The sequence below is a fragment of the Noviherbaspirillum sedimenti genome, assembly GCF_003590835.1.
Classification (GTDB): domain Bacteria; phylum Pseudomonadota; class Gammaproteobacteria; order Burkholderiales; family Burkholderiaceae_D; genus Paucimonas; species Paucimonas sedimenti.
The window spans coordinates 909,168-920,632 of the sequence record NZ_QYUQ01000002.1 but is presented as its reverse complement, the minus strand read 5'-3'; the positions used below and the strand labels follow the sequence as shown (position 1 = coordinate 920,632).

Genomic DNA, 11,465 nt, shown 5'->3' with positions numbered 1-11,465 from the left:
ATCCACGATAGTTCCCGCTATTTTTTAGTGGGAACTATCGTGGATTCATTGATTTTAGAGGGGCGTCGCAAACGGCGCCCGAACTTTCCGGTCGCGTTCAAGAAGCAGCTCGCGCAGCAGGCCAGCGAGCCCGGCGCTTCCGTTTCACATCTGGCGCAGCAGCACGGCATCAACGTCAACATGCTGTTCAAATGGCGGCGACATTTGGTGGCTGGCCTGTTCGATGCTGCGCCGGCGCCTCAGGCCATGTTGCCAGTCACGATTGTCGAGACAGCGGCAGCGGTCGCGCCCGCATCAACGCCTCGACTTCTGGCGACGACAGAGACGGCAAGCACAACGGACACGCGCGTTGCGCGACAGGGCATTATGGAAATTGCCATCGCCGATGTGACGCTCCGGTTTGATGGCCACGCCGATCTGGCCATGCTGCATGCAGTCCTGCGGATGTTGCGCGCATGATGGGCCTGCCGGCGGGAACGCGCATCTGGATTGCCGCAGGCATCACCGACATGCGGGCCGGCATGAATGGCCTGGCGGCCAAGGTGCAAATGACCCTGGCCGAGGAACCCCTCTCCGGCCATGTGTTCGTCTTCCGTGGCCGGCGTGGCAATGTCATCAAGGTGTTGTGGGCCACCGGCGATGGACTATGTCTGCTCATCAAGCGGCTTGAGCATGGCCGGTTCGTCTGGCCGCAGGCCGACAGCGGCAAGATCCACCTGACCCCGGCGCAGCTGTCCATGCTGCTGGAGGGGATCAACTGGAAGCAGCCGGAACGCACCGGGCCACCGCTTTCGCTGTTGTAAACATCCCCGCAAGCGCGTAAACTGCCGCGCATGCCTGTCACCCCCGCCTCACTGCCGGACGACATCGATGCCCTAAAGACATTGCTATTGCGCCGCGACGACGAGCTCCAGCAATTGCGCCATACCGTGTCGACGCTGGAGCTGGCACTTTCCGTGCGCACGCTCGAAATCGAGCAGCTGCAACTGCAGATCGCCAAACTCAAGCGCATGCAGTTCGGCCGCAAGTCCGAGAAGATCGACAAGAAACTCGAGCAGCTGGAAACGCGTCTGGAAGATCTGCTTGCCGAGGAAGGCGCTGCCGAACAGAAGCAGCCGGAAACAGTAACGCCCCGGCAGAAGTCGGCACGCCAGCCATTGCCTGACCACCTGCCGCGCGAAGACCACATCATCGCGCCAGAGGTCCAAGCCTGCCCGGCATGTGGCGGCGACCTCAAGTCGCTCGGCGAAGACGTTTCCGAACAGCTGGAAATCATCGACGCCGCCTTCAAGGTGATTCGTCACGTACGCCGTAAAAAAGCCTGTGGCTGCTGCGACGTGATCGTCCAGGCGGCCGCACCGAGTCGGCCGATCCAGCGCAGTTTCGCCGGCCCCGGTCTGCTGGCCAACATCGCCGTGGGGAAATTCGCCGATCATCAACCGCTGTATCGCCAATCGGTCATCCACGCCAGGAAAGGGGTGGATCTGGATCCCGCCACCACAGGGCGCTGGATGGGCGCATGCGGTGTGCTGATTACCCCTCTGGTGGAGGCACTGCGCCGCCATGTACTGGCCCCGGGCAAGATTCATGCGGACGAGACGCCGATGCCGGTACTGTCTCCCGGCAATGGTCAGACGAAGACGGGCCGACTCTGGGTGTACGTCAGGGATGATCGCAATGCCGGCTCGTCCGCTCCAGCGGCCGTGTGGTTTGCCTATTCGCCGAACCGCCAGGGCCAGCATCCGCAGTCGCACCTGGCCGGATTTGCCAGCGTGGTTCAGGCTGACGCATTTCCAGGCTTCAACGCGATCTATGCGGATGGCCAGGTAAAGGAAGCGGCATGCTGGGCACATGCCCGTCGCAAGCTCCATGACCTGCACGTGCGTAAGGCTACGCCCACCTCTACCGAAGCGCTGCGACGGATTGGCGAGCTGTATGCCATCGAAGCGCAAATCCGTGGGCAACCACCGGACGAGCGGCAACGGATTCGGCAACAGCAGGCCAGGCCCCTGCTGGACGATCTTGAAATCTGGCTGCGACAGCGGCTGTTGACACTATCGACCCAATCGGACACGACCAAGGCCATCAACTACGCGCTCAACCAGTGGCAGGCGCTGGTCTATTATTGCGACGATGGCATGGCAGAGATCGACAATAATATCGCGGAGAATGCCTTGCGCGGCGTCTGTCTTGGCAGGAAGAATTTCCTGTTCCTGGGGGCTGACAGCGGTGGCGAGCGTGCTGCCGCCATGTACTCGCTCATCGGCTCAGCCCGCCTCAACGGCATCGATCCGGAAGCGTACCTGCGCCATGTGTTTACCCACATCGCAGACTATCCGATCAATCGCGTGGCAGATCTCCTGCCATGGAACGTCGCAGAGCGCCTGAAAAAATCAGCCTGAGTCCCGCATCACCATCAGCACCGAAAGTCAATGACGGTGCTGATGAGGTGCTTACGATTCAGTCGTAGAACATGCGCTTCCCAAGCTTTTGCCAAGGATTCTCTAAGCAAACATTGGAAGATTTCAGCGACCGACTTTTTCGGGGCGTTTCGAGACATTCTCAATCAATTCGTAGTACGCCAACCCGGTTGCGATATGATATAAATGTTGCCAATTTGCAGCAGTTGCGGAGCGCCAATGACAGACATCCCCTTCGAAAAAATTTCAGTGGAAGAAGCGCATAACAGCACCTGGCAAGAACTTCCGCCGCCCAAAGTGTTGGACAAAAACTGGGGAGCCCATCGTTTCCCGCTGAGCCAGGATAAGCCGGATATCAAGCAATTGATGCCATGGGTGCAGCAATTGCCACCAGAAGTGCGTCCGCGGCAACTGGTGATTCAATACGCACGGATCGCCAACAAGCTGGCGGAATTATGGAAGCACCCGATCGCCTGCGAAAAATACTTCAATGCATTGATGATCGATGACCGGGGCGACCGTCAGGGTTTTCCGGCCGACGTGGCGCTGGAACTGGCGGCGCTGCAGGCCTATTTCACGACCCATGTGCTGGTCCAGCACTACTCGGTCTGGGGCGATCGCATCGGCTGAGCGCAGTTCGCCAGCGCCAGCATTGATTCGCTGTTACAGCTTGCCTGCCCGTTTCAGGCGCCAGGTCAATCCTTCGACGATATCCTTGTGGCCGTTCCTCGCGGCGAAATCGAGCGCGCTCATGCCCAACTCGTTCTTGCGCGTCAGGTCTGCGCCCCTGTCGAGCAGCAGCTTGACAGTCATGATGTGGCCTTCACCGGCGGCCATCATGAGCGGGGTGGTCTTGTTGGGGGAAGTCGCATTGAGGCCGGCACCCTTGTTGATTAACATCTGGGCGATCTCGTTGCTGCCGCTGGTGGCGGCGTAATGCAGCGCGGTCCAGTCCGGGCGATTGACTTGCGCACCCTTGGCCAGCAAGATTTCAGCTGCTGCGCGGTTGCCTTTGATGGCGGCAATCATGAGGGCGTTGTCGCCATTCCTGGCCTTGGCGTCGAGGTCGATGTTGCGTGCATTGACCAGCACATTAAAAACCCGCATCGAACCTTCGCGCACGGCAATGATCAAGCCGGTGTCACCCCGCTCTTCTTCGATGAGATTGGGGTCCAGGCCACGCCCAAGCAAGGCGCTGATCTGGTCGGCGTTGTCGCTCCTGGCGGCGCTGAAAAAATCGTCGAAGGCGCCACCGATGGCCACCATCGGCAAACAGGCCGCCAGCAGTACCAGCAGGCACAAGTGCTGCAGGAGGAAATGCTTGGATTTTTGCATGGTAACGCGAAGCCCTCGTTATCTTGCGATGCCCTGTCAGCGGGCGATCTTGAACAAATTGAAGAAATTGTCGGTGGTCTGCTGCGCCAGCTGTTCCAGCCGCACGCCTTTCAATGGCGCCAGGAATTCTGCCACATGCTTGACCCATCCGGGCTGGTTCATCCTGCCGCGGTGCGGCACTGGCGCCAGGTAGGGCGAATCGGTTTCGATCAGCATTTTTTCCAGCGGCACGGCTTGCGCCACCGCTTGCAGCTCTTTTGCGCTCTTGAAGGTGACGATGCCGGAAAAGGAAATATAAAAACCCATGGCCATCGCCGCTTCCGCCACCGCCAGCGATTCCGTAAAGCAGTGCATCACGCCGCCGGCGCCACCGGCATCGGTGCCGGCGCCTTCTTCGCGCATGATGCGGATGGTGTCTTCGGCGGCGGCGCGCGTATGGATGATCAGGGGCTTGCCGGCAGCGCGCGAGGCGCGGATATGGGTGCGAAAGCGCTCGCGCTGCCATTCAAGATCGCCCTGCAGCCGGTAGTAATCCAGCCCGGTTTCGCCGATGGCAACAACTTTCGGGTGGTCAGCCAGGCACACCAGTGCTTCCATGCTCGGTTCAGGGGTGTCGGCGTAGTCGGGGTGCACGCCGACCGAGGCATACACGTTTGGATATTGTTCGGCCAGCGTCAGTACCTGCGGGAAATCCGGCATGTCGACGCACACGCATAGTGCATGGCTGACCTGGTTGTCCGCCATGGTGGCGAAAACTTCCGGCAGACGCTCGGCCAACTCGGGGAAATTGATGTGACAGTGGGAATCGATATACATGGGCGTCATTGTACGCCCATGGGCCCAGCCACGTGATTACAGGGTATGGGTGGCGCGCGAGGAACCGAGGGCGGCACCGAGTAGTTCTTCGATGCGCTGGCGTATCCGTACGCCGCTGTCGTCGGTGGGAAAATGCACGCCGATGCCCTGCGCACGGTTGTTGTTGGCGCCGGCCGGCGTGACCCAGGCAACCTTGCCGGCAACCGGGTATTTGTTGGGGTCGTCCATCAGGGTAAGGATCAGGTAGATATCGTCGCCCAGCTTGTAGCCTTTGCTGGTTGGCACGAATATCCCGCCATTGATCAGGAAAGGCATGTAGGCGGCGTACAGCGCCGATTTTTCCTTGATCGCCAGCGACAATACAGATGGCCTGGCGACTGGTGCAGCAGGGCTGGCGGCGGGAGTCTCAGCCATGGCGATCCTTTTCTTAGTAGGAGGAATACAGTCTTGAATAATCCAGCAGCATGTCTTCAATGAACAGTTTGGGCGACAAGGGGTGCTCGGCAATCGCCCGGCGTTCGCCCGCCGCTTTCAGTGCCTGCAACAATGCCGGCACTCCCACCTGCGCGCCCAGGGCGGCAAGCTCCTTCTTGTAACGGGGATAATACCGGATTTTTCCGGAAAGCTTTACAGAAAACAAGTCGTAAAGCCAGCGTTGCAACCATTCCACCTGTTGCGCCGGTGGCGTTTTCTGCAGCCGCTCGGCGGTTTTCAGGGCGGCGTCCACCCCGGGCCGCGCCAGGTAAGCAAGAAATTCCTCCATTGCCTCGCGATTGCCACTCTGCCCCAGCTCCTGCGCCGCCAGTGGCGCGCCGCCCTGCTCGGCCAGCCAGCTGTCGGCGTCATCCACGCCTTGCGCCTTGAGCCAGGCCAGCGCCTGGTCGAACGGCGGCAGCGTCAGGGCGAACTTGCGGCAGCGCGACAGGATGGTTGGCAACAGACGGTCGAGGCTGTTGGAAATGAGCAGGAATACCGTTTCCGGCGGCGGTTCTTCCAAAGTTTTCAGCAAGGCGTTCGCGGCGGCGCTGTTCAAGGCTTCCGCCGGATACAGCAGCACCACCCGCTTGCCCTGCCGGTGGGTGGAGATGTTCATGAAATCGGCCAGCGCACGGATCTGGTCGATACGGATATCCTTCGAGGGCGCCTTGGCCGATTTGCCGCCCTTCTTGGCGTCCCCGCCCTCTTCCTCATCCTCGCCCGCAGCCCCCTCGGCTTCCTCCAGCACTTCCGGTCGCACCCGGCGGTAGTCCGGATGGTTGTACTGGGAAAACCAGCCGCAGGAGGCGCATTGTCCACAGGCTTGCCCGGCGGCATCCGGTGCCTGGCACAGCAGCGACTGGGCAAAACGCTCGGCAAACAGGGTCTTGCCGATCCCGGCAGGGCCATGGAACAGAATTGCGTGCGGCAGGCGCGCACGCAGCGACTGCAATTGCCGCCAGGAAGATTCTTGCCAGGGAAATAGATCAATATTCATTAAAATCAGAGTCTTGCAACGTAATCATGGAAAGGACATTAAATACGCCATCCAAATGATTTTCGTTTGAATTCAAATACTTGAAAGCAATTCTTCAAGTTCTTTCTGGATTTTTTCGATGCTTTGCGTCGAATCGACCAGCCTGAACCGCTGCGGGAATTGCTTCGCCCGCGCCAGGTAGACTTCACGGGTTGCAGCGAAAAAATCTGCCTTTTCCTGCTCGAACTTGTCCGGTGCGCGCGCCGCATCCAGACGCGCGCGCGCGACTTCCAGCGGGACGTCGAACAACAGGGTCAGGTCCGGTTGCAGATGCGGATGCACCCAGTTTTCCAGCACCGCCAGTTTTTCCAGCGACAGCTTGCGGCCGCCGCCCTGGTAGGCGAAAGAGGCATCGGTGAAACGATCGGAAATCACCCACCGCCCGCACGCCAGCGCCGGCTCGATCACTTGCGCCAGGTGTTCGCGCCGTGCCGCGAACATCAGCAAGGCCTCGGTTTCCAGGTGCATGGGTTCGTGCAGCAGCAAGTCCCGCAATTTCTCCCCCAGTGCGGTGCCGCCAGGTTCGCGCGTCACCACGACATCCATGCCGCGCGCGCGCAACAGGCCGGCAACATAGGCGATGTGGGTCGATTTGCCGGCGCCGTCGATCCCTTCGAAGGTGATGAATTTACCCTTGTTCATGCAGTGCGCTTTCATTCATCGCTGATATTTGTTGACCGCCCGGTTATGGTCGGACAGATTGCTGGAAAATTCGCTGCTGCCATCGCCGCGCGAGACGAAGAACAGCGCATCCGTTTGCGCCGGCTTGAAAGCCGCCGCCAGCGCTGCCGCGCCCGGCAAGGCGATCGGTGTCGGCGGCAGGCCGGCGCGAGTATAGGTATTGTACGGCGTATCGGTTTCGAGATCGCGCTTGCGGATATTGCCCTTGTATTGGTCGCCCATGCCGTAGATGACAGTCGGGTCGGTCTGCAGCAGCATGCCGCGCTTCAAGCGGTTGACGAACACGGCGGCGATCTTGCTGCGATCGGCTTCCGTCCCGGTTTCCTTTTCGACGATCGAGGCCATCACCAGCGCCTCATAGGGCGACTTGTAAGGCAGGGAGAGGTCGCGCTGTTCCCAGGCCTGATTCAGGCGTTTGATCAGCTGGGCATGCGCCTGCCGGTAGATCTGCAATTCACTGGCACCCTTGGCGAACAGGTAGGTATCGGGAAAAAACAAGCCCTCCGCGGCCTTGTAGCCAGGTGCGATCTTCTCCAGCAATTCCCGCTCGGACAATGCCACGGTATCGTGCTTGAGCGCCGGATGGTCGGCGATCGCCTGGCGCATTTGCCGGAAGGTCCAGCCTTCGATGATGGCCAGCGCTTCCTGGGCGAATTGGCCGCGCACCAGCTGGTCCAGCAGTTTCAGCGGAGAGGTGCCGGGCTTGAGCTCGTAATGGCCGGCCTTGATTTTGGCGCTCTTGCCCGACAGGCGCACCAGCAGCAGGAACAAGGTCGGATGCAGGGGCACGCCGGCATCGGCGATCTGGCCGGCCGCACTGCTGACACTGCTGCCCGGCTCAATGTCGAATTCGCGCGCGGGCGCGCCGGCATCGAGGATCGGCGCGGTAGCCCAGTAAGCCGCTGCAGCACCGGCGAGCAAAGCCAGAATGACGCCCAACATCATCATTTTTTTGAATAAACTCATACTTTTCACCTGCTTCCTGCGTGCCACCTGCGCCCCCTTGTCCCTGCGTCCCTTGTGCCGTTTTGCCGGCTTCAACGAGAATTCCGCGACGCATCTATAATAAAAAAACAGCTGCTTTTTCGCCTGGTCGCCAATCGATCGCGAAAAGGTCCTAATGATAATCGCAATGGCGCGCCTGCAAGCAAGGCGCAGCGGCGAAATTTTCTGAACGAGATCACAACATCCATGCAACCCTGGCAGCAATTCCTGGCAGAACAAGGTTTCCGTTTCGAGCAAACCCGCGCATTCGATGCCATTGGCCCCGAGCCGATGCTGACGACCGAGGCGGCCGCCGGCGGCTTCGTTGCCCCCCTCACGGACCTTGGCTTGATGGATTTTTCCGGCGAGGAAGCAGCGCACTTCCTGCATAACCAGCTGACCAACGATATCGAACACCTGGGCGAGCAGGAAGCCCGCCTGGCCGCCTACTGTTCGGCCAAGGGACGCATGCTGGCAAGCCTGCTGGTGTGGCGCCGGGGCAATAGCGTATTGCTGGAATTGCCGCGCGAAATACAGCCAGCGGTGCAAAAACGCCTGCAAATGTTCATCCTGCGCGCCAAAGTCAAGGCTGCCGACGCCAGCGACAACCATGTCGTGCTGGGAATCGGCGGTGCGCAAGCCGGCGCGGCGCTGGCGCCCTGGTTCGCAACGCTGCCCGCAGCCCCCTATGCCAAGGCCGATGCCGAAGCCGGCACCCTGATCCGCGTCGCCGATGCGTTTGGCGCGCCGCGCTACCAGTGGATCGTCACGCCCGAGCAGGCCCGCCAGGCCTGGCCGCAGCTGGCGCAAACGCTGCGGCCGGCCGGCGCGGCCCTGTGGCGGCTGGGCGACATCCTGGCCGGCGTGCCGCAGATCGTGCCTGCCACCCAGGAGCGCTTCGTTCCGCAGATGGTCAATTTCGAAGTCATCGGCGGCGTCAATTTTAAAAAGGGATGCTATCCCGGGCAGGAAATCGTCGCCCGCAGCCAGTACCTCGGCAAACTGAAGCGGCGCATGGCGCTGGCGACGCTCACCGTCGATAGCGATGGCGCCGCCATCGCGGCCGGCATGGAAGTGTTTTCCGCCGCCGACGCCGAACAACCCTGCGGCATGGTCGTCAATGCCGAGCCAAGCGGGCCGCGCGAATTCGCCCTGCTGGTCGAACTGAAAACCGCCGCGCTGGATGACGGCAGCATCCACCTGGGATCGGCGCCTGGGCCGGCGCTGCGTCTGCAGCCCCTGCCTTATGCCATGCCGGATGCCGCCTGAACCACGCGCGAACCACACCTATCCGCTCTGCCAATGACTAGACGCCGCATGGACCTGTACATCTACTACCGCGTCGATTGCGCCCATGCGCAGGCATTGCGCGAGCGCGTGACGGCAATGCAGTCAGCGCTGTCGCAGCGCTGCGGCGTGGCGACAACACTCAAGCGCCGTCCCGAGGCAAAGGACGGACACCTTACCTGGATGGAAACCTATCACCACATTCCTGAAGATTTCGATGCGATACTGGCGCAAGCGGTATCGCAGGCCGAACTGGCCTCGCTGATCGACGGCGAGCGCCATAGGGAATATTTTATGGATGTCACATCATGTGCTTGATCGTATTCGCCTGGCAAGTCATTCCCGCTACGCCGCTGATCGCGGCCGGCAATCGCGACGAATTCTATGACCGTCCGGCCCTGCCCGCCGACTGGTGGCAAGACCACCCGGACGTCTACGCCGGGCGCGACCTCAAGGGTGGCGGCACCTGGATCGGCGTCAGCCGCGATGGCCGTTTTGCCGCCATCACGAATATCCGCGCACCATCCGAAACCAGGGCCGATGCACCCACGCGCGGCCGGCTGGTCGCCGATTACCTCGCCGGCAATGCCAGGCCGGCGCAATACCTCAGCCAGATCGCCCCGGACGCCGCGCAATACAACGGCTTCAACCTGCTGGTGGGCGACCGCGAACAACTGATCTGGTATTCCAACCGCGCCGGCGATGATGAACGCAACGGCAAGCCGCTGGCCCCGGGGGTGTATGGCTTGTCAAACGCCGGTCTGGATGCCTGCTGGCCCAAGGTGGTGCGGACCAAGGCGCAATTCGCCAGCCTGTTGTGCCAATGCGCGCCGGAAGAAGCCTTTTTCGAGATGCTGTCCGATACTACCCGCGCCTCGGACTGCCGCCTGCCCAAGACCGGCGTCAGCATGGAACTGGAGCGCATGCTGTCGGCGGTGTTCATCGAGTCCGCCGATTACGGCACGCGCGCGTCGACCGTGATCAAGCTGGCCGCCAACGACGAGCCGCTGCTCTGCGAGCGCATGCTCAAGTAACCCGGCGCCCGGTTTTGCAACCCGGCCGCAGGCTCAGCGCAGCCGGCAGCGCATATGAATATGCGCAATGCCGGCATCCTCAAACTCCTCACCCTCCCCTGCGAAACCGAAACGCGCGTAAAAGCCTTGCGCCTGGATTTGCGCGTTCAGCATGACCTGGCTCTGACCGCGTTGCCTGGCCGCCTGCATCAGCGCGGCCAGGATCGCCGCCCCAACGCCCTGTCCGCGTGTCTCGCGGCGCACCGCCATACGGCCGATGTGGCCGTCCGGCAGCAGCCGTCCAGTGCCGCACGCCGCGCCGCTGGCATCCCGCGCAATCGCATGCAGCGATACCTCGTCCATCTCGTCCCATTCGAGCTCGACCGGCACATTTTGCTCGACGATGAAGACCTCGCTGCGCACAGCCCGCGCCGCCGCGCCCAGCGTGCGCCAGGTGCCAAGTTCGATATGAAAACTCATGCCCGTTTGCTCCTTGCCCATGCGCCTATGCCTTCAGGCGCGCCTGCAGCAAGGCCTTCAGCCGGGGCTCCGCAGCAAGCGGGTCGCGCGGATTGCGCTGCTGCAGGACATCGCTCATGCGAGCTTGCACCGCATCCAGCATTTCCGGATGCGTGTGGATATAGAAACGACCTGCGCGCACCGCATCGAAAGTCGCCTGCGCCACCTGCGCTGCGCTCAGCTTGCCGGACCGGACCGCCTTGTCCGTCATGAGACGCGAAGCGGCCTGGCTGGCCGTCGGCGCGCCCTGGTTGCGCAAGTCCTGCGGCCGGTTGCGTTCGGACTTGTGGATGCCTGTCGGGACATAGTGGGGACACAGTACCGATGCGCCGACGGGCGCTCCGACCAGTTGCAAATCGTGGTAAAGCGTCTCCGACAGCGAGACCACGGCGTGCTTGGTGACGTTGTACGCGCCCATGTTCGGCGCGTTCAGCAAGCCGGCGACCGAGGCGGTGTTGACGATATGCCCTTCATAATCCGGATCGGCGGCAGCACTGGACAACATCAGTGGCGTAAAAATGCGCACGCCATGGATGACGCCCCACAGGTTCACCCCCAGCAGCCATTCCCAGTCTGCCTCGCTGTGTTCCCACACCAGGCCGCCGCAGCCAACGCCGGAATTATTGAACAGCAAATGCACTGCGCCATGGCGCCCCATGGCCGCATCCGCCAGCGCCTGGACATCGCCGGCATGGCGCACATCGCACGCCAGCGCCAGCACGTCGGCCCCCTGTGCGTGCAGTTCTTCCTGCAACGCGGCCAGCGCTGCGGCTTCGATATCGGCGAGCACCAGCTTCATGCGCAGGCGCGCAGCCGAGCGGGCGAATTCGCGGCCGAAACCTCCCGCAGCGCCGGTGATGACGGCAACCCTGCCGGCAAACTGTTTCATGCGCCAGT

The 11,465-nt window shown here is 61.7% G+C and carries 15 protein-coding genes; 7 read left to right on the top strand and 8 right to left on the bottom strand.

The genetic code is table 11. From position 1 onward, the window contains the following. Positions 1–39 precede the first annotated feature (39 nt). The 4 genes from tnpA to D3878_RS04350 all read left to right on the top strand — a co-directional run bounded on the left by tnpA (position 40) and on the right by D3878_RS04350 (position 3,050). Complete coding sequence (gene tnpA, locus D3878_RS04365; protein ID WP_199688079.1) at positions 40–459, top strand: IS66-like element accessory protein TnpA; 420 nt, start codon at positions 40–42, stop codon at positions 457–459. Then, positions 456–803, top strand: a complete 348-nt coding sequence (tnpB, locus tag D3878_RS04360; RefSeq protein WP_119784367.1) for an IS66 family insertion sequence element accessory protein TnpB — start codon at positions 456–458, stop codon at positions 801–803. Before tnpA ends, tnpB begins: the two co-directional genes overlap by 4 nt. A gap of 30 nt (positions 804–833) precedes the next feature. Next, positions 834–2,402 (top strand): IS66 family transposase, encoded by a 1,569-nt coding sequence (gene tnpC, locus D3878_RS04355; RefSeq protein WP_119784366.1) that lies wholly within the window; start codon positions 834–836, stop codon positions 2,400–2,402. A 237-nt stretch (positions 2,403–2,639) separates the two neighbouring features. Next, complete coding sequence (locus tag D3878_RS04350; RefSeq protein WP_119784365.1) at positions 2,640–3,050, top strand: hypothetical protein; 411 nt, start codon at positions 2,640–2,642, stop codon at positions 3,048–3,050. Between the two features lie 33 nt (positions 3,051–3,083). Here the strand turns inward: D3878_RS04350 and D3878_RS04345 are convergent, their stop codons facing one another. The 6 genes from D3878_RS04345 to mltG all read right to left on the bottom strand — a co-directional run bounded on the left by D3878_RS04345 (position 3,084) and on the right by mltG (position 7,731). Further along, the gene (locus D3878_RS04345; protein ID WP_119784364.1) at positions 3,084–3,755 is read right to left on the bottom strand and encodes an ankyrin repeat domain-containing protein; all 672 of its coding nucleotides are present in this window, start codon (positions 3,753–3,755) and stop codon (positions 3,084–3,086) included. Positions 3,756–3,791: 36 nt separating this feature from the next. Beyond that, the gene (locus D3878_RS04340; protein WP_119784363.1) at positions 3,792–4,571 is read right to left on the bottom strand and encodes a TatD family hydrolase; all 780 of its coding nucleotides are present in this window, start codon (positions 4,569–4,571) and stop codon (positions 3,792–3,794) included. A gap of 36 nt (positions 4,572–4,607) precedes the next feature. Then, positions 4,608–4,985, bottom strand: a complete 378-nt coding sequence (locus tag D3878_RS04335) for a PilZ domain-containing protein (protein WP_119784362.1) — start codon at positions 4,983–4,985, stop codon at positions 4,608–4,610. A gap of 13 nt (positions 4,986–4,998) precedes the next feature. Further along, positions 4,999–6,045 (bottom strand): DNA polymerase III subunit delta', encoded by a 1,047-nt coding sequence (locus D3878_RS04330; protein ID WP_119784361.1) that lies wholly within the window; start codon positions 6,043–6,045, stop codon positions 4,999–5,001. Between the two features lie 72 nt (positions 6,046–6,117). Then, the gene (gene tmk / locus D3878_RS04325; RefSeq protein ID WP_119787695.1) at positions 6,118–6,726 is read right to left on the bottom strand and encodes a dTMP kinase; all 609 of its coding nucleotides are present in this window, start codon (positions 6,724–6,726) and stop codon (positions 6,118–6,120) included. Between the two features lie 15 nt (positions 6,727–6,741). Continuing rightward, complete coding sequence (gene mltG / locus D3878_RS04320) at positions 6,742–7,731, bottom strand: endolytic transglycosylase MltG (protein WP_119784360.1); 990 nt, start codon at positions 7,729–7,731, stop codon at positions 6,742–6,744. 225 nt (positions 7,732–7,956) lie between these two features. On the opposite strand from mltG, the gene ygfZ reads away from it, so the two are divergent. Genes ygfZ through D3878_RS04305 form a run of 3 tightly spaced genes read left to right on the top strand, consistent with a single transcriptional unit; the run spans position 7,957 to position 10,070 of the window. Continuing rightward, complete coding sequence (ygfZ, locus tag D3878_RS04315; protein WP_199688078.1) at positions 7,957–9,018, top strand: CAF17-like 4Fe-4S cluster assembly/insertion protein YgfZ; 1,062 nt, start codon at positions 7,957–7,959, stop codon at positions 9,016–9,018. A gap of 33 nt (positions 9,019–9,051) precedes the next feature. Then, the gene (locus D3878_RS04310; RefSeq protein WP_233556227.1) at positions 9,052–9,354 is read left to right on the top strand and encodes a DUF4936 family protein; all 303 of its coding nucleotides are present in this window, start codon (positions 9,052–9,054) and stop codon (positions 9,352–9,354) included. After that, positions 9,345–10,070, top strand: a complete 726-nt coding sequence (locus D3878_RS04305; protein ID WP_119784358.1) for an NRDE family protein — start codon at positions 9,345–9,347, stop codon at positions 10,068–10,070. Before D3878_RS04310 ends, D3878_RS04305 begins: the two co-directional genes overlap by 10 nt. Before the next feature lie 33 nt (positions 10,071–10,103). Here D3878_RS04305 and D3878_RS04300 read toward each other — a convergent pair whose 3' ends face one another. Together D3878_RS04300 and D3878_RS04295 are read right to left on the bottom strand one after the other, a co-directional pair. Further along, a complete protein-coding gene (locus tag D3878_RS04300; protein ID WP_119787693.1) occupies positions 10,104–10,529 on the bottom strand; it encodes a GNAT family N-acetyltransferase in 426 nt (141 codons plus the stop codon). 25 nt (positions 10,530–10,554) lie between these two features. Continuing rightward, a complete protein-coding gene (locus D3878_RS04295; protein ID WP_119784357.1) occupies positions 10,555–11,457 on the bottom strand; it encodes an SDR family oxidoreductase in 903 nt (300 codons plus the stop codon). Positions 11,458–11,465 lie beyond the last annotated feature (8 nt).